The organism is Pararhizobium sp. LjRoot238 (assembly GCF_964252955.1).
Lineage (GTDB): Bacteria > Pseudomonadota > Alphaproteobacteria > Rhizobiales > Rhizobiaceae > Pararhizobium.
Genome location: NZ_CAXUPP020000001.1, coordinates 3356107 through 3373285, shown reverse-complemented (window position 1 = coordinate 3373285; position 17179 = coordinate 3356107). Strand labels below are relative to the sequence as shown.

Annotated in this window: 22 protein-coding genes; 18 read left to right on the top strand and 4 right to left on the bottom strand. The window is 60.7% G+C overall.

The features are described 5' to 3' along the window. The first annotated feature begins 343 nt into the window (after window positions 1-343). From ACSQ3F_RS16370 to ACSQ3F_RS16350, 5 genes are all read left to right on the top strand, one after another. Window positions 344-829 carry a peroxiredoxin gene (locus ACSQ3F_RS16370; protein WP_436102172.1) on the top strand — a complete coding sequence of 162 codons (486 nt, stop codon included), beginning with the start codon at window positions 344-346 and terminating at the stop codon, window positions 827-829. Next, complete coding sequence (locus ACSQ3F_RS16365; RefSeq protein ID WP_436101193.1) at window positions 826-1653, top strand: ferritin-like domain-containing protein; 828 nt, start codon at window positions 826-828, stop codon at window positions 1651-1653. Before ACSQ3F_RS16370 ends, ACSQ3F_RS16365 begins: the two co-directional genes overlap by 4 nt. A gap of 98 nt (window positions 1654-1751) precedes the next feature. Next, complete coding sequence (locus ACSQ3F_RS16360; protein ID WP_436101192.1) at window positions 1752-3062, top strand: M23 family metallopeptidase; 1311 nt, start codon at window positions 1752-1754, stop codon at window positions 3060-3062. A 208-nt stretch (window positions 3063-3270) separates the two neighbouring features. After that, window positions 3271-4794: a DEAD/DEAH box helicase gene (locus ACSQ3F_RS16355; protein ID WP_436101191.1), complete on the top strand. Its 1524-nt coding sequence runs from the start codon at window positions 3271-3273 to the stop codon at window positions 4792-4794. 15 nt (window positions 4795-4809) lie between these two features. Continuing rightward, entirely contained in the window at window positions 4810-5232 is a 423-nt protein-coding gene (locus tag ACSQ3F_RS16350; protein WP_436101190.1) for an NUDIX domain-containing protein, read from the top strand. Here ACSQ3F_RS16350 and ACSQ3F_RS16345 read toward each other — a convergent pair. Then, complete coding sequence (locus ACSQ3F_RS16345; protein WP_436101189.1) at window positions 5222-5539, bottom strand: TfoX/Sxy family protein; 318 nt, start codon at window positions 5537-5539, stop codon at window positions 5222-5224. The two genes, ACSQ3F_RS16350 and ACSQ3F_RS16345, sit on opposite strands and share 11 nt — an antisense overlap. A 46-nt stretch (window positions 5540-5585) precedes the next feature. Then, entirely contained in the window at window positions 5586-6035 is a 450-nt protein-coding gene (locus ACSQ3F_RS16340; RefSeq protein WP_436102171.1) for a flavin reductase family protein, read from the bottom strand. Window positions 6036-6264: 229 nt separating this feature from the next. Here ACSQ3F_RS16340 and ACSQ3F_RS16335 point away from each other — a divergent pair, with 229 nt between their 5' ends. The 7 genes from ACSQ3F_RS16335 (at window position 6265) to ACSQ3F_RS16305 (ending at window position 12228) form a co-directional block, all read left to right on the top strand. Further along, window positions 6265-7353 (top strand): branched-chain amino acid ABC transporter substrate-binding protein, encoded by a 1089-nt coding sequence (locus tag ACSQ3F_RS16335; protein ID WP_436101188.1) that lies wholly within the window; start codon window positions 6265-6267, stop codon window positions 7351-7353. Further along, the gene (locus ACSQ3F_RS16330) at window positions 7350-8366 is read left to right on the top strand and encodes a P1 family peptidase (protein WP_436101187.1); all 1017 of its coding nucleotides are present in this window, start codon (window positions 7350-7352) and stop codon (window positions 8364-8366) included. The genes ACSQ3F_RS16335 and ACSQ3F_RS16330 overlap by 4 nt, the downstream gene beginning before the upstream one ends. Before the next feature lie 78 nt (window positions 8367-8444). Then, the gene (rpe, locus tag ACSQ3F_RS16325) at window positions 8445-9122 is read left to right on the top strand and encodes a ribulose-phosphate 3-epimerase (protein WP_436101186.1); all 678 of its coding nucleotides are present in this window, start codon (window positions 8445-8447) and stop codon (window positions 9120-9122) included. Next, on the top strand, window positions 9119-9856 hold the full coding sequence (locus tag ACSQ3F_RS16320; RefSeq protein ID WP_436101185.1) for a DUF2259 domain-containing protein: 738 nt from the start codon (window positions 9119-9121) through the stop codon (window positions 9854-9856). Before rpe ends, ACSQ3F_RS16320 begins: the two co-directional genes overlap by 4 nt. Window positions 9857-9897: 41 nt before the next feature. Beyond that, on the top strand, window positions 9898-10407 hold the full coding sequence (locus ACSQ3F_RS16315) for a hypothetical protein (protein WP_436102170.1): 510 nt from the start codon (window positions 9898-9900) through the stop codon (window positions 10405-10407). 62 nt (window positions 10408-10469) lie between these two features. After that, a complete protein-coding gene (gene purB / locus ACSQ3F_RS16310; RefSeq protein WP_436101184.1) occupies window positions 10470-11771 on the top strand; it encodes an adenylosuccinate lyase in 1302 nt (433 codons plus the stop codon). A 151-nt stretch (window positions 11772-11922) separates the two neighbouring features. Beyond that, window positions 11923-12228 carry a PilZ domain-containing protein gene (locus ACSQ3F_RS16305; RefSeq protein ID WP_436101183.1) on the top strand — a complete coding sequence of 102 codons (306 nt, stop codon included), beginning with the start codon at window positions 11923-11925 and terminating at the stop codon, window positions 12226-12228. A gap of 70 nt (window positions 12229-12298) precedes the next feature. Here the strand turns inward: ACSQ3F_RS16305 and ACSQ3F_RS16300 are convergent, their stop codons facing one another. Continuing rightward, complete coding sequence (locus tag ACSQ3F_RS16300) at window positions 12299-13105, bottom strand: DUF2189 domain-containing protein (protein WP_436101182.1); 807 nt, start codon at window positions 13103-13105, stop codon at window positions 12299-12301. Between the two features lie 229 nt (window positions 13106-13334). Between ACSQ3F_RS16300 and ACSQ3F_RS16295 the strand changes: the two genes are divergently transcribed. Then, window positions 13335-13889 (top strand): RBBP9/YdeN family alpha/beta hydrolase, encoded by a 555-nt coding sequence (locus ACSQ3F_RS16295; RefSeq protein ID WP_436101181.1) that lies wholly within the window; start codon window positions 13335-13337, stop codon window positions 13887-13889. A gap of 86 nt (window positions 13890-13975) precedes the next feature. Here ACSQ3F_RS16295 and ACSQ3F_RS16290 read toward each other — a convergent pair whose 3' ends face one another. Beyond that, complete coding sequence (locus tag ACSQ3F_RS16290) at window positions 13976-14290, bottom strand: DUF1476 domain-containing protein (protein WP_436101180.1); 315 nt, start codon at window positions 14288-14290, stop codon at window positions 13976-13978. Between the two features lie 235 nt (window positions 14291-14525). Here ACSQ3F_RS16290 and purC point away from each other — a divergent pair, with 235 nt between their 5' ends. The 5 genes from purC to ACSQ3F_RS16265 are packed head-to-tail and all read left to right on the top strand — an operon-like array spanning window position 14526 to window position 16954. Beyond that, window positions 14526-15290: a phosphoribosylaminoimidazolesuccinocarboxamide synthase gene (purC, locus tag ACSQ3F_RS16285; RefSeq protein ID WP_018324721.1), complete on the top strand. Its 765-nt coding sequence runs from the start codon at window positions 14526-14528 to the stop codon at window positions 15288-15290. A 16-nt stretch (window positions 15291-15306) separates the two neighbouring features. Further along, window positions 15307-15549 (top strand): phosphoribosylformylglycinamidine synthase subunit PurS, encoded by a 243-nt coding sequence (purS, locus tag ACSQ3F_RS16280; RefSeq protein WP_436101179.1) that lies wholly within the window; start codon window positions 15307-15309, stop codon window positions 15547-15549. Window positions 15550-15568: 19 nt separating this feature from the next. Continuing rightward, entirely contained in the window at window positions 15569-15826 is a 258-nt protein-coding gene (locus ACSQ3F_RS16275; protein WP_436101178.1) for a hypothetical protein, read from the top strand. Continuing rightward, entirely contained in the window at window positions 15823-16494 is a 672-nt protein-coding gene (gene purQ / locus ACSQ3F_RS16270; protein ID WP_436101177.1) for a phosphoribosylformylglycinamidine synthase subunit PurQ, read from the top strand. Before ACSQ3F_RS16275 ends, purQ begins: the two co-directional genes overlap by 4 nt. A gap of 52 nt (window positions 16495-16546) precedes the next feature. Continuing rightward, the gene (locus ACSQ3F_RS16265; protein WP_436101176.1) at window positions 16547-16954 is read left to right on the top strand and encodes a hypothetical protein; all 408 of its coding nucleotides are present in this window, start codon (window positions 16547-16549) and stop codon (window positions 16952-16954) included. Window positions 16955-17179 lie beyond the last annotated feature (225 nt).

The window sequence follows — 17179 nt, the reverse complement described above, 5'->3', positions numbered from 1 at the left end:
TCAAAAAGTTCATTCGGTTGCGTTTTCCCGTCTGTTGCTATTCCACCTCGCGGCGCCAGACGGCGACGGCTCGCCATCCGCACCTTGCTCACGCTGTCGTGGCTGATTTCGTTCGGATTTACATCCGAGAATGCCCGAGGGCACTGCTCCCCCGACTGGCATTCGCATCTGCTCCACAGTAGTTAAAGAAGAACGGCAGGGCAAACGATGTCTGCCGCCGGGCACATCTTCGCTGTCCGATACGGATCGCTCATTCCACTCGGCGCTGGACGCGGCGGGTTCGAATTCGATAAGCCTCTTGCGATAACCGCCGCAGCACATGGCGCAGAAAAAAGGATTATCCATGGCGAATTTGAAAGAAGGTGCCATAGCACCGGAATTTACTCTTCCCCGTGATGGCGGCGGCACTGTCTCGCTGGCGCAGTTCAGGGGAAAATCCGTTGTGCTGTTCTTCTATCCGAAAGACGACACCAGCGGCTGCACCACGGAATCCATTGCATTTTCGTCACTTGCGGGCGAATTCGCAGCCGCTGGCGCAGTCGTGATCGGCATGTCGCCTGATTCCGTCAAGAAGCACGACAAGTTCGCAAAGAAATACGATCTTTCGGTCGTTCTCGCCGCAGATGAAGAAAAGGCTGTCTTGAACGACTACAGCGTCTGGGTCGAAAAAAGCATGTATGGCCGCAGATATATGGGTGTCGAGCGAACCACCGTGCTGATCGACGCAAACGGCCTTGTCCGGCGGGTTTGGGAAAAGGTGAAGGTTGCCGGGCACGCCGAAGAGGTGCTGGCCGCAGTGAAAAATCTTGCGGAGAGCAGCCAAAAATGACGGAACTGCCGGCGATCCACAGCCTGCGCGACGGGGCCGCGCGCGCAATTCGTGCGGCCGATCTCGACGCGAAGACACTGCTGACACAGGAGGTCGCGCGCCGCTGGAGCACGCGCAGCCTGTCCTTGCGATCGCCGCTGGATACACAGGTTCCGGATCGCCCCGGGCGCCCCGAAAAACCCGACCTTATCCCGCCAAGACAGGTCCCGAAAAGGGCACTGGCGACGGAGAAAGGACGGATCGCCCTGCTCCATGCCATTGCCCATATCGAACTCAATGCCGTCGATCTCGCGCTCGACATCGTCGCCCGTTTTGCCAGCGAACCGGTGCCGAACTCGTTCTTCGACGGCTGGATGCGGGTGGCATTCGAGGAAGCCAAGCATTTTCGCCTGGTCCGCAACCGGCTGCAGCAGCTCGGCGCCGATTATGGCGACCTGCCCGCCCATGACGGTCTCTGGCAGGCGGCGCACGATACCCGCAACGACCTCACAGCGCGTCTTGCTGTCGTGCCGCTGATTCTCGAGGCACGCGGCCTCGACGTCACGCCTGCCCTGCAGGCGAAGATGCGGGAAGCAGGCGACCTTGAGAGCGCTGCGGTGCTCGACGTCATCTACGAAGACGAGAAGGGCCACGTCGCCGTCGGCGCCAAATGGTTCCGCTTTCTCTGCGCCCGCCAGAAGAAGGATCCTGTCGCGGCATTCCAGGCCCTTGTCCGGGCCAATTTCCGCGGTCCGCTGAAGGCGCCGTTTAATGATATCGCCCGCGCGGAAGCCGGTTTGACGCCATCTTTCTACCGTTCGATGACGGCCTCCGTGAACACCTGACGCAGGCGCTAACTCCCTTGCAATCAAGGCTTTATTAACCTTAACAGTATCTAATCAACCCCATCAAAACGCGCAGAATCGCAGGCGGTGGGGGTGAGTTGGTGTCTACGGAAAGCCGGGTCTTCGGCAAGCGCGCGCAAAAGCACATCATCATCGTCGCAAGCGGCGACAAGGTTCGCCACATGACCTTCCAGCCTTGGATGGCGGCGCTGTCGATCTGCTTCATCTCGGTCTTTTCAATAGGCTATCTCGCGGCGACCTCCTATCTCGTGCTCCGCGACGATCTGATCGGCGGCACCATGGCACGCCAGGCGCGCATGCAACATGAGTATGAGGACCGAATTGCCGCCCTGCGCGCCCAGGTCGACCGGGTGACGAGTCGCCAGCTTCTCGACCAACAAGTTGTCGAGGACAAGGTCGAAAAACTGCTCCAACAGCAGATGGCGCTGACATCCCGTCACGGCAAGCTCGGCACGCTTCTCGAACGGGCGGAGGAATCCGGTATTGCGGAGGAAGAGGCCCAGCCTGTCGCCGCACCGGAGGCCTATGGCAAGCGCGCCGATGCAAGCGGCGGGATCAAGGCGATCGAGCGGCTGATGGGGATCGGCGGCCAGCCCGTGCAGCAGAAGATGGCGCTCGCCTATGCGCCGATATCCGCCAATGGCGACCGGGAAGCCGTGTCTGATCGGGCCGACCGGTTGTTCTCCAAGGTTACCCTTTCCCTCAAAGACATCGAGCAGCAGCAAAAGCATCGCATCCAGACCCTGACAGCAGGCGCTTCGCAGGCCACCGATGCCATCGTGAACATCGTTGCCCGCACGGGCGTCAAGGTCGGCGACGACGAGGCGACGGCTGCAGCCCAAGTGGAAGAGGAAACGGCGATCGGCGGGCCGTTCGTCGAGCCGGAAACCACCGAAGTCTTCGACAACTCCCTCGTCGCGCTGGACACGGCGCTTGCCCGGCTCGAACACGTCCGCAGCCAGGCGAGGAAACTGCCGTTCAACAATCCCTCCCCGGCGAGCGACATCACCAGCCGCTTCGGCAATCGCCTCGACCCGTTCCTCGGGCGGCTGGCCATGCATGCCGGCATCGATTTTCGCGCACCGAGCGGGACGCGGATCGTTGCCACGGCGCCCGGAACCGTGATCACTGCCGGCAAGGGCGGCGGCTACGGCAATATGGTCGAGATCGACCACGGCAACGGCATCACGACGCGGTATGCCCATCTATCGTCTCTTCTCGTCAATGTCGGCGATACGATTTCGGCAGGTGAAGCGATCGGCCGCTCCGGCAGCACCGGCCGCTCGACGGGGCCGCATCTGCATTATGAGGTTCGCCTGAACGGCGAGGCTGTCGATCCGACGCGCTTCCTGACGGCCGGCATAAAGCTCAGCCACTACATCAACTGACAAATATTTGTTTTGTGACCTTGACCGTTTGGGAGCCGCTCCGGAGCCATCCTATTGATGGCAGGCTGTTTATTCACTCTGCTCCAGAGCAAAATGCCGGTTTTCTTGACTTTGTTCGCCTATGGGCCTATGAGCCCCAGCGGCGGCATAGAAAGCATTTGCCGAGTCACCAGAGTTCGACCGAACCGGAACGGAAACAGATTTCCCTTTGACCACTTTTTCAGACCTTGGCCTGAGCCAAAAAGTTCTTTCCGCAGTTACCGATGCGGGCTACACCATTCCTACGCCGATCCAGGCGGGCGCCATTCCGCCAGCCCTGCAGCGGCGTGATATTCTCGGCATTGCCCAGACGGGAACCGGCAAGACCGCGTCATTCGTGCTGCCGATGCTGACGCTGCTCGAAAAGGGCCGCGCCCGTGCTCGCATGCCGCGCACCCTGATCCTCGAGCCGACGCGCGAACTGGCAGCCCAGGTTGCCGAAAACTTCGAAAAGTACGGCAAGAACCACAAGCTCAACATCGCCCTCCTGATCGGCGGCGTGTCCTTCGACGAACAGGACCGCAAACTTGAGCGCGGCGCCGATGTGCTGATCTGCACGCCCGGCCGCCTGCTCGACCACTGCGAACGCGGCAAGCTTCTGATGACCGGCGTTGAAATCCTCGTCATCGACGAAGCCGACCGCATGCTCGACATGGGGTTCATTCCGGATATCGAGCGCATCGCCAAGCTGATCCCGTTCACGCGCCAAACCCTGTTCTTCTCGGCAACCATGCCACCGGAAATCCAGAAGCTCGCCGACCGCTTCCTGCAGAACCCGGAACGCGTCGAAGTCTCCGTCCGCTCCTCGACAGCAACGACCGTGACGCAGCGCCTGGTCGCGACCCACAGCAAGGATTACGAGAAACGCGCGGTGTTGCGCGATCTGGTCCAGAGCCAGGAAGAGCTCAAGAACGCCATCATCTTCTGCAACCGCAAGCTCGATGTGGCCGATCTGTTCCGTTCGCTGAGCCGCCACGGTTTCTCGGTCGGCGCTCTGCATGGTGATATGGACCAGAGCTCGCGCACGAAGATGCTCGCAAGTTTCAAGGATGGCCAGATCCAGTTGCTCGTCGCCTCCGACGTTGCAGCCCGCGGTCTCGATATCCCGGATGTCAGCCACGTGTTCAACTTCGATGTGCCGATCCATGCGGAAGACTATGTCCACCGCATCGGCCGCACAGGTCGCGCCGGCCGTTCCGGTGCCGCCTTCACGCTGGTTTCCAAGCGCGACACGAAATTCGCAGACGCCATCGAAAAGCTGATCGACAAGAAGATCGAATGGCTGAACGGCGACCTTTCCGCCCTGCCCGCCCCGATGGAAAGCCACGACAGTGGCCGGTCCGAGCGCGGCGGACGTGACGGAAAACGTGGCGGACGCCGCAGCGACAGGGACCGTGACCACGCTCCTCGTCCGGTGTCCAGTCACAAATCGGACATCAAATCAGACGATATATCGACGGACCAGGAACCGGTTACAGCAAAGGCAGAACCTGTGAGATCAGAACGCAAGGCAGACACGAAACCGCAGAATGCCGGCCGCCACAGCAATCGCCCTGCGCCTCAGCCGCATCCTGCCAACGACGACAATCGCGATCGCCGCAACCGCTATCGCCGCGATCACGATGATGGTCCGACGCCGATCGGCTTCGGCGACGATATTCCGGCCTTCATGCTCATCGCCGGCAAGGCCTGATTATCGGGCGGTCGCATGGCACATCCAGGCATTGATTTCCCCGGTGTGGGATCAGGGCTTGCCGTTTTGAATGACGGCAAGCTTTTGCTTTGCAAGCGTTTGAAGGCACCGGAAGCCGGCCATTGGAGCATCGTCGGCGGCAAGGTCGATCATATGGAGCCGGCCGCAGAGGCCGCGCGCCGCGAAGCGGAAGAGGAAAGTGGCCTGACGATCCATTCCGCGCGTTTTCTCTGCCTGAGCGAGCAACGCGTCGAAGCCGACCGGCAGCACTGGGTCTCGCTGATCTACGTGACCGAAGATTTCTCCGGCGAACCACGGCTGATGGAGCCGGACAAGCTCTCCGAAATCGGCTGGTATGCGCTCGACGACCTGCCGCAGCCGCTGTCGGTGTTCGCGCAGGATGCCGTCAAGGCGCTGCAGTCGAAGGCTATTTTCTAGCGCGTAAGGCTGCCTCATAGGCAAGCCGCACCCAGCGGGCCATCTCGTCCGGGTCGTCGAAAGCGTCGTCCGGAATCGACCAGTAAGGCATTTTCACCGGCTTTCCCTTGCCGTCATAGGTCCATTGCGAGCTTCCGGCAGCTTCGAATTCCGGCGCGCTTTCGGCATCCGCCTTGAGCAGGATGTCCCCGCCGACTTCCAATGCCAGGATGCGACCCTCGAAATAGATGCCCTTGCCACCGAACATGCGCTTGACCGTGACCGGACCGAGCGCCGCGAACATCTCCTCGATTGCCGTATTGTCCATTTTCCAGCAGCCTTTCGCTCTGATTCCTCGACCGTCTTCGAGGAAACTACAGCGTGCGATAATCCCGGTCGAGGTAGACGAGTGCCGGTTTTTGTTCGCCGAGGGTGACGGCCACGACCTCGCCGAACAGCACGATGTGCGTGGCTACCGTCTTGATGTCGATCAGCCGGCAATCGAAGGCCGCGACGGCCTCGCGCAGAATGGGCGCGCCGGTCTTCAATTCATCCCATGTGCCATGCTCAAACCGTGCGGCAGGATCGATGCTATTGCGGCCGGAAAAGACCTGGGCGAGATCCATCTGGTCGGCGCCGAGCAGATTGAGCGCAAAGCTACCGCTGCGCGCAAAAATATCATTTCTCGGGTTCGCGCCATTGAGGCAGACGAGCAGCGTCGCCGGACTATCGGAGACCGAGCATGCCGCGGTGATCGTCACGCCGCGGCGCTCGCCTTCATGCGCTGCCGTCACGATATGGACGTGGCCGGCCAAGCGGCTCATGGCATCGCGGTAGGTCAGCGGGTCCAGTTGGGTCTTGTCCAACACGGCAGTCTCCAGATCGATGTTCGCATTTTACACATAGACGCTGCGACAAAATATGAAAGCCATTAGCCGGTTTTTCTTGGTCATGCGCGGCAATTGCCGTTCACGCGGCGAAGGTCACGATCTTTTCCTTTGACGCTTTCGGCCACATCTTTAAAACATGCGCATTATCCATCTGGAAAAGCGCATGTTCCGTTCGATTGTCGCAAGCCTCCTCATTGCCGGATCGGTGCAGGCCGCTCCCGCGCTGGCGGCTGGCGTGAAGATCGCGGTCGTCTCGCCGGTTGAAGGACCATTCGCGCTGCTCGGAGAGCAGATGCTCGACGGTGCGCGCTTCCAGGCGGAAGATCGCGGGTCCGAGATCATCCCGATTCCGGAAACCTGCGAACCGAACGCCGCCGAGAACCTCAGGAAGGCCCTGCTTTCCAGCGGCGCGGAAGCCGCGATCGGGTTTCTCTGCACGGAAAGCCTCGAGGCAACGCTTCCCGCGCTCGCCGGGGCCGGCATTCCTGCGCTGACGCTGAGCGTGCGTTCCGATGTCCTGATGGAGGACGCATTCAAAAAGAAGTGGCCGTTCTTCCGTCTCGTGCCGAGCGCCCGGATGGAAGCGGCCAAGGTCACCGAGATCATCCTGTCGCGTTGGAAGAACGAGCCGCTGGCACTGATCGAGGACGGGACGATCCATGGGCGCGAGTTGGTGGAAAGCGTACGCGCGGCTCTGGCCGAAGTCGGACTGACGCCGGTGTTTTCCGACACCTATCGTCCGGCGCAGGAGCAGCAGGTGAACTTGGTGCGCCGGCTGGCAAAGAGCGGCGCGACACATGTATTCACTGGCGGCGACCGGCCGGACACGGCCATCATCGCCCGCGACGCTGCCTCCGAACAGATTGCGCTGACGCTGATGGGCGGCGAAGCCTTGAACGCAGCCGATCAGTCTGTTGCACTTGCGAATGGCGTGCTGGCGGTGTCATTGCCGGACTACGCTGCCCGGCCGGAGGCGAAGGTCGCAAGCGAAGCGATGACGGCGGCCAAACTCATTCCCGAAGGCTATGTATTGCCGGCATTTTCTGCTGTTGCCCTTTTGGAACAGGCGAAGGACCAGGCCGGCAAAGACGACACGCCGCTTCTCGAGGCGCTTCTCAAAGGTCCCTATCAGACCGCGATCGGCGCGATCCGATTCAATGCGGGCCATGAGTTGGCGGACAATCCCTACCGGTTGCTCCAGTGGCAGGATGGCCGTTTCGTGCCCGCCCCCACTGCCACGGGAACCGAATGATGCGCCCCGGCCCGAAAAATTCGATTACCGATGTCGCGGGCCTCAGGGTCGGCAACGCCGAGGATTATCGCCTGAAATCCGGCGTTTCCGTTGTCATCTGCGATCAGCCAGCCGTCGCCGCCGTTCAGGTGCTCGGCGGTGCCCCCGGAACACGGGAGACAGACCTGCTCGATCCGCACAATACGGTGCAGACGGTCGATGCGGTGGTCTTGTCCGGCGGCTCGGCTTTCGGTCTCGATGCGGCGTCGGGCATTCAGGCCGCGCTGCGCGAAATGGGCCGAGGCTTTGCCGTCGGCCCTTTGCGTATTCCGATCGTGCCCGCCGCCATCCTGTTTGATCTGCTCAATGGCGGTGACAAGGATTGGGGCCAGTATCCGCCCTATCGCGAACTCGGTTACCAGGCGGTACAGGCAGCATCTCAGGATTTCCTAACGGGCACCGCGGGAGCCGGCACAGGCGCGCTCACCGCCACGTTCAAGGGCGGCCTGGGCACAGCCTCGACGGTCATGGACAACGGCATCACCATCGGCGCGCTGGTTGCCGTCAACGCGCTCGGCTCCGCAACCATCGGCGATACCCGGCATTTCTGGGCTGCACCCTTCGAAGAAGGCGTGGAATTCGGCGGGCTCGGCATGCCGCAGCCTTTCCCGCAGGATGCCCGCGAGCTCCGCATCAAGTTCCGCGCCCGGCAGCAGGAAACGCAAAACACCACCATCGCCGTCATCGCCACCGATGCGGTTCTGACGAAGGCGGAAGCGAAGAGGCTGGCGATATCAGCCCATGACGGTTTTTCGCGGGCGCTCTGGCCGTCACACACGCCGCTCGACGGTGATCTCGTCTTCGCGCTGGCAACCGGGACGAGCGGAATGACCGTTTCCGTGCAGGACTTCATCGATCTCGGCGCTGCGTCGGCGTCGACCATGGCCCGCGCGATCGCGCGTGGCATTCACGATGCGACCGCTGCCGAGAACGATCTTCTGCCAACCTGGTCGACCAAAGATAGCGCAGCATAACGTCAAAGCGGCGTTCGCTAATATTGTTTGCGGCGAAGAGCAGTGTTATTGGCCGGAAAACAGTTGGAGCCTTGCATCATGCCCCTGCCCATCCGGATTGCACCGTCCATTCTCGCCGCTGATTATGCCAAGCTCGGACAGGAAGTGCGCGATGTCGTCGCCGCCGGCGCCGATTGGATCCATCTCGACATCATGGACGGTCACTTCGTCCCGAACATCTCCTTCGGGCCGGACATCATCAAGTCGCTGCGTCCGCACACGGATGCCTATTTCGACTGCCATCTGATGATCGCGCCGGCCGACCCCTATCTCGAAGCCTTTGCCAAGGCTGGCTGCGACAGCATCACCGTGCATGCAGAGGCAGGCCCGCATCTCGATCGCTCGCTGCAGGCGATCAAGGCGCTCGGCAAGAAGGCCGGCGTTTCGATCAATCCTGCAACGTCAGAAAGCGTTCTCGACTACCTGCTCGACAAGCTCGATCTTATTCTGGTGATGACCGTCAATCCCGGTTTCGGCGGCCAGAAGTTCATTCCGGCGATGGAAGAAAAAATCCGCCGCATCAGGGCGATGATCGGCGATCGACCGATCGATCTTCAGGTCGATGGCGGCATTACGATCGACACGATCGCGCGTCCGGCCGCTGCGGGCGCCAACGTCTTCGTTGCAGGCTCGGCGATCTTCAGCGGCGGCCATGTTGACGCCTATCGCAAAACCATCGACACTCTGCGCGCCAATGCCGAAGGGGGCCGCGGGTGAGATTTTCGGGCGGGATCGCTGCCGCAGTTTTCGCATCGGTGTTGATGGCCGATGTCGTTTGCGCCGGTGATATCGCCTCGTTGCAGCCCATCGGCTTTTCACCGGACGGCAGCGTTTTCGCCTTCGAGGAATATGGCGTCCAGGACGGCTCCGGCTTTCCCTACTCCAACATCTTCTTCATCGACACGCGCAAGGACACGTTCCTGCCGGGCACGCCGATCCGCGTGCGAATCGATGACGAGCAAGCCGGTCTTGCCGCGGTTCGGGCGCAGACGCAGGCGAAAGCCGCCGCCCTCGTCGATCGCTACGACATGACAGACCATCCGGGCTTGATGGCGGGCTTCAATCCGGTCACCGAGACCGAAGCCCCGGCGCATCGGCTGGCATACCGTCAATACGCCGTAGAACCGCCGGTTGGCGGCATCTTCACGCTGGCGCTGAAGGAAATCACGCTGCCGCCATCGGCGCTCTGCAAAGACATGGCACCGCAATCGATCGGCTTCAGCCTTGCCTTCGAAAGCGAGGATGGTCAGGCGTCGGATCGCGTGCTTCACTCCGACACCGCCATCCCCGAGAGCCGCAAATGCCCGACCGGTTACCGGATCGGCGGTGTCATGGTTCACCACCCGGTCGGCCGGGATCCGATCCACATCGTCCTGGTGCAGGTGCTGAGCTTCGGTTTCGAGGGACGCGACGGCCGGTGGATCGCCGTTCCGGCCCCTGTGGTGCCATGAATCAAGTTCAGGTCTCCGAGGCAAAACAATATCCAAGCTTGATGCGGCGCACGGGCCAGAGGTTACTCGCAACGCTTCCGGGCGCGCGGGACATTCTTCTTGGCGCACCGATCTGGGGTGCGATGATGGCGCTGTCGGCGCTTGCAGCGCTCTATCTGCGCAACGGTGCCGAAACGTCCCATTTCTACAGCATTCTCCTGCTGTTCTTCCTCGGCGGCTTGGTCGCCTGGCCTTTCGCCCTCGTTCTCGGCCGCTTCTGTGCGCAGGGCCGCGCCAGCGAAACGCGTTTTGCCGCCTTCTTTCTCTGCCTGACCGTCTGCACCCTCGCCGTAACGGCCTTTCTCTTCGCCTTGGACTACCGGAGCTTCTATGCCCGCTGGCATGCCCCTGTTGGTACATTGACCTGGTTCTATCAGTTCGGGTTCACCTCGGCCGGCGCCATCTATCAGTTCGTCGTGATGGGCATTCGCCTCTATCTGCCGGTCGGATTTGCTGCCCTTGCAGCCGCCAGCTTGTGGCTTGCATGCAAGATGCCCGATCAGCAACGTTGAGATTACCGGCCATCTTTGCTAGAGGCTCAGCCAACGCCACCTATGACGAAAGCTGAAAGCCCATGATCCCCCGTTACTCCCGACCGGAAATGGTGGCCATCTGGTCGCCCGAAACCAAATTCCGCATCTGGTTCGAAATCGAGGCGCATGCCTGCGACGCGCTCGCCGAGCTTGGCGTGATCCCGACGGAAGCGGCGAAAACCATCTGGGAACGGGGCGGTGCGGCCACCTTCGACGTCGAGCGTATCGACGAAATCGAAGCCATTACCAAGCATGACGTCATTGCCTTCCTGACACATCTTGCCGAGATCGTCGGTCCTGACGCGCGTTTCGTGCACCAGGGCATGACCTCTTCCGACGTGCTCGATACCTGCTTCAACGTGCAACTCGTCAAGGCCAGTGACCTTCTGCTTGCCGACCTCGACAGGCTGCTGGAAGCGCTGAAGCGCCGGGCGTTCGAACACAAGGACACGGTGACGATCGGCCGTTCGCACGGCATCCACGCCGAGCCGACCACCTTCGGCATCAAGCTGGCGCTCGCCTATGCGGAGTTCGAGCGCTGCAAGAAGCGCCTGATCGCCGCGCGTGAGGAAATCGCCACTTGCGCTATTTCCGGCGCCGTCGGCACCTTTGCCAATATCGATCCACGCGTCGAAGAACACGTCGCCAAGGCCATGGGCCTTGCCGCTGAGCCGGTCTCGACCCAGGTCATCCCGCGTGACCGCCATGCGATGTATTTTGCCACCCTTGGTGTCATCGCCTCCAGCGTCGAACGCCTGGCAACCGAAATCCGCCACCTCCAGCGCACCGAGGTGCTCGAAGCCGAGGAATATTTCTCGCCGGGCCAGAAGGGTTCGTCGGCCATGCCGCACAAGCGCAACCCGGTGCTGACGGAGAACTTGACCGGCCTGTCGCGCATGGTTCGCGCCTTCGCCCTGCCCGCCATGGAAAACGTCGCTCTCTGGCACGAGCGGGATATTTCCCACTCCTCCGTCGAGCGCATGATCGGCCCCGATGCCACGGTGACGCTCGACTTCGCGCTGGCGCGCCTGACGGGCGTGATCGACAAGCTGCTCGTCTATCCGGACAACATGATGAAGAACATGAACAAGTTCCGTGGGCTCGTTCATTCCCAGCGCGTCCTGCTTGCCCTCACGCAAGCCGGCGCATCCCGCGAGGATGCCTATCGCCTCGTTCAGCGCAACGCCATGAAGGTCTGGGAACAGGGCAAGGATTTCCTCGAGGAACTGCTTGCCGACAGCGAAGTCCGGGCTTTCCTGCCCGAGGCGAATATCCGCGAAAAATTCGACCTCGGCTATCACACGAAGCACGTCGATACGATCTTCAGTCGCGTTTTCGGTTGATGCCCTAAGGGGAGCCGAAGAGGCTCCCCGTTCCACTTTCGCGCGTCCGGTTTCGGCCCACATCGCTCCATTTTGAACGGTTTTCTCAAGCCTTTCGTCAGCCTTCCGTGAGAGGCTGCGGAAAAATGAGCAAACGGGAGCGGGCTGGAACATGCCGTATCAGCAGACGATCGAACGCAAGGTAGCGCGCACGACAGCCAAATTCACGGGCACGGTGACCTGCAAGGGCGGGTCGAGTCGCGGGATCGTCAAAGATCTTTCGGCAGCCGGAATTTGTTTCCAGCTCTATTTCGATATCAATGCCAAGACCGGTCAGGAAGTGTCGATCGAAAGCAACGAATTCGGTCATCTTGCCGGCGTCGTACAATGGTATCGCGGCGACAAGATTGGCATTCGTCTCGACCCGTCGTCGAATACCACGGCGCAAATCTCGTCCTATTTCAAATATTTCCGCTAAACGGCCCGCATGACAGTACGAACGTGCCGCCCGTCTGGCGGCACGTTCGTTTTTTCAGATCGGTCCCGCCTCATTTGGTCTCCGGCGCAACCACGAGCTTGCGATAGAGATGCCATGTCGCATGGCCGAGGATCGGCATGATGACGGCGAGACCGACGAAGACCGGGATCGAGCCGATGACGAGGCCTCCGGCAACGATCAGTCCCCACACGGCAACTGGAACCGGATTGGTGAGCGTTGCCCGCACGGACGTCTCGACCGCAGTCACGGCGCCGACATCCCTGTCGAGCAACAGCGGAAACGACACAACGACGGTCGACAGCACGATCACGGCAAAGACGAAACCGACGGCGTTGCCGACCAGGATCAGGTTCCAGCCCTGTTCTGTTGCGAAAATCTGGTTGGCGAAGGTTGAGATCGATGCCGGCGGCACATCACCGAACATCTGCACATAAAGCGCCTGGGCAACGAGCAGCCAGGCGACGAACAACACAAACAACAGGAAAGCAAGCGCGATGATCGACGGTAAGGCTGGAGAGTGGCGAACATCGAAAGCGTGCCGCCACGACGTGTTCATCCCCTTTTCGCGCCGCCTGCTGATCTCATAGAGACCGATGGCGGCTACCGGGCCGAGCAAGGCAAAACCGGAAGCCAGCGGATAGAGGATCGGCAACATGTTGGCGCCCGAACTCCATGTGGCAAGCACAACACCGGCGATCGGGTATATCAGGCAGAGGAAGACGTAATGAGACGGCTTGGCATTGAAGTCCTGCCAGCCGAGACGCAACGCGTCGAAGACATCGGCGATGCCGATCTTGCGAATTACCGGATTCTCGATAGTGGTGCTGGATCCTGCCAATACATGGAATGTTGTCATGACCAATTCTCCTCCTTGAACACACGCATCGTCACGTCATTCGAGAACAGTCAGTAGTGCCGGTTTCGAGGGGATTTCGGCATCGCTGACCGCGATCCAATGCTCTCGATATTGGCGGCTTTCGCCGTCACGGAACGTCGTGACCAATCGTCCCGTGCAGCGAGCATATACCAGATCTGCGTCTCTTTCACTTGACTTCCGTCTCCCCCGAGCACAAATCGCCGTTATTATGAAAGCATCTGAAGCAGATATCCTGATCGTGCCCGGTTACACCAACTCGGGTCCGAACCATTGGCAGACCCGGTGGCAGAACAAACTTGCCTCCGCGCGCCGCGTCGAACAGGCCGAATGGGCAAAGCCCGTACGCGAGGACTGGGTGCGACGCATGGTCGAAGAGATCAACGCGGCGGCCAAACCCGTCGTCATCGTGGCGCATTCGCTTGGCGTCGCAACCGCCATCCTCGCCCTGCCGCACGCGGAAAAGAAGATCGCCGGCGCTTTCCTCGTCGCCCCGCCGGAAGTGACAAATCCGAAAATCCGACCGAAGCACCTGATGACGTTCGGCCCCTACCCGCGCGATCCGCTGCCGTTCCCGAGTCTGGTGATCGCAAGCCGCAACGACCCGTTCGGATCGTATGATCATGCCGGCGATATCGCCAACGCCTGGGGCTCGCTGCTGGTGGACGCCGGTGAATCCGGCCACATCAACGCCGAATCCGGTCACGGTCCGTGGCCGGAAGGCACCATGGTCTTCGCCCAGTTCCTCAATAGGCTTCGACCCTGACCCGGCGGCGGCGCGGTACATCCAGATGCCGGAACAAAAAAGCCGCCCGCAAGCGGACGGCCCAGCAATCAGCGCAATGGCCGGTATCAGCCGTTCTGAATCTGCGTGACGGCTTCGGAGAGAAGCTCCAGCATCTTCAGGCGAATCTCCTCCTCGGTCTGGGCGACGCCGGCAGCATCGAAGTCTGCGCGGATCTTGCGCACGACGTCCTCATGTCCGGCCTGCGCGAAATCGGCGGCGATGATCTCCGTGGCATAGGCCGCCGGATCGCTCTTGCCCAGAAGCTCGGCTGCCCAGAGCCCGAGCAGCTTGTTGCGGCGCGCCTCGGCCTTGAACCGCAGTTCTTCATCCAGCGCAAATTTCGCCTCGAACGCCTTTTCGCGATCCTGCATACTGGTCATTCGTCGATCTCCCTGAAAACCACGCCGCAAACAGCTTTTCGCCCATAAACCAAAAGCCTGTCAAAAGTGCAATGCGAAGTTTTCCGCTTTGATGACTTTCCGTGTTACCCTCTTGCTAATTCAGGGGATCGGATCAGACGCCGATTGTGAAATAGTTTCTTTTGAGCTATGGACCCGATTAGAAAATGCCAATGGCGCAGCCCAAGTGCGCCGACAACCATAGAGAACAATATTGATGAACCGTCGCCGCCGTATCTACGAAGGCAAAGCCAAGATCCTTTACGAGGGTCCTGAGCCAGGCACGCTGATCCAGTTTTTCAAAGATGACGCCACCGCGTTCAACAAGAAGAAGCACGATGTCATCGACGGCAAGGGCGTGCTCAACAACCGGATTTCGGAATATATCTTCACGCATCTGAACAGGATCGGCATTCCCACGCACTTCATCCGCCGCCTCAACATGCGCGAACAGCTGATCAAGGAAGTGGAAATCATTCCGCTCGAGATCGTCGTGCGCAACGTGGCCGCGGGCTCGCTCTCCAAGCGCCTCGGAATCGAGGAAGGCGTCGTCCTGCCGCGCTCCATCATCGAATTCTACTATAAGGCCGATGCGCTCGACGACCCGATGGTCTCCGAAGAGCACATCACCGCCTTCGGCTGGGCAAGCCCGCAGGAACTCGATGACATCATGGCGCTCGCCATCCGCATCAACGACTTCCTGACCGGCCTGTTCCTGGGCGTCGGCATCCAGCTCGTCGATTTCAAGATCGAATGCGGCCGCCTGTTCGAAGGCGACATGATGCGCATCATCCTGGCCGACGAAATCTCGCCGGACAGCTGCCGTCTCTGGGACGTCGAAACCAAGGAAAAGATGGACAAGGACAGGTTCCGCCGCGACATGGGCGGCCTCGTCGAGGCCTATCAGGAAGTCGCCCGCCGCCTTGGCATCATGAACGAGAACGAGCCGCCCCGCGGCACCGGCCCTGTGCTGGTAAAATAAGCAGGAAAAGACAACAGTGATCAACGCACGCGTAACAGTGACGCTGAAAAACGGCGTTCTCGACCCGCAGGGCAAGGCAATCGAGGGCGCGCTTGGCGCTCTCGGTTTCGACGGCATCGGCCATGTCCGCCAGGGCAAGGTCTTCGATCTCCAGATCGAGACCGCCGACAAGGCGAAGGCCGAAGCCGACCTCAAGGCCATGTGCGAGAAACTGCTGGCCAACACAGTGATCGAGAATTACACTATCTCACTCGCCTAAGGGTTGAATGAGGTGCAGTATGGCCGCAATTACAAACGATCTGATCTATGAGCTGTTGAAGCGAATGCAGTCGGACATTTCGAACCTCAAATTCGAGACGTCCGGCATCAAGACCGAGCTCAGCAATCTTCGCGGAACGATGGTGTCCGTGCAGATGGACATCCACAACATCTACACCCGACTGGATAGGTCCGATCAGCGCTTAGAACGTATCGAAAACCGCCTCGAACTGCGCGAGCTTGCCGAGGCCCAATCCAGGTTTGAACCGCACCCATGAAATCAGCCGTCGTCCAGCTTCCAGGCCTCAACCGTGACCGCGACATGATCGCGGCGCTCACCAAGATTTCCGGCAAGGCGCCAGTGACGATCTGGCAGACCGAGACGGATATCCCGGATGTCGATCTGATCGTCATCCCCGGTGGCTTCTCCTACGGCGACTATCTGCGTTGCGGCGCAATCGCGGCGCGCATGCCGGTGATGCAGGCGATCAAGGCGAAGGCCGAAGCAGGCGTCAAGGTGCTGGGCGTCTGCAACGGTTTCCAGATCCTGGTCGAAGCAGGCCTTCTGCCGGGCGCGCTGATGCGCAATGCCTCTCTGAAATTCGTCTGCAAGGAAATCCAGCTGGAAGTGGTCAACGCCAACACCGATTTCAGCCGCGCCTATGAAAAGGGGCAAATCATCCGCTGCCCCGTCGCCCATCACGACGGCAACTATTTCGCCGAGGCGGAAACGCTGAAGACCATCGAGGGCAATGGGCAGGTCGTTTTCCGCTATGCAGCCGGCACCAATCCGAACGGCTCCATCAACGACATTGCCGGTATCGTCAACACCAAGGGCAATGTCCTCGGCATGATGCCGCATCCGGAAAACCTGATCGAGGCCGCCCATGGCGGCGCCGATGGGCGCGGCCTGTTCGCTTCCGCTCTTGATGTAATCGCTGCTTAACATTCGGTCTGATAGAAGGCTCCCTCAGAGATCGAATCACAGGGACCTTCCGATGCGCGGCGCAACTTTCTTCCGTTTCCTTGCAACTGCCGGCGCAGTCGCCACACTTGCGCTCGGCGCCGGCTGCCAGTCGGCAAGCCCGCCGGCGCCCGCACAAAGCACGGCGGCGTTGCCGACCATGGAACGCGTCGCGCTCGGCGCCAACGCCTGCTGGTTCAAGTCTGGAGACGCAGCGTTCAAGCCGTATCGCCTGGCTCCAGAACTCAACTCCTTCTCCGGACGCCCGCGCATCCTGCTCGTCAAGCGCAATTCACCCGAATCGCGCCCACTCGCCGTCGTCCAGGCGGAGGGACACCCTGCCCGGCTTCAAGCCTTCGGACCGCTGTTCAATGAAGCGGTTGGAGCGAGAATGGTAACAGACGTGAAGCGCTGGGCCGCGGGCAGCACCGGTTGCCGATAAAGCGCTGGCGGGATCGGAAACAGCGCGACGACGGCGCTCCGCCAAATCTTGCAGCTTTTCTTTTTTGAAGTTTTGCTCGACAATCCGTCGCGCGGACTTCTGATTGAGCCTCCCGAGATGCGGACAGTGTTTTGCGCGTTTCCCGCCCGGAATGCATTCTCAAGCCTGTCACGAAACTGCGTTACGTCCCTCATAAGCACAGGCCTGCTGTCTACAGCAAAGCCG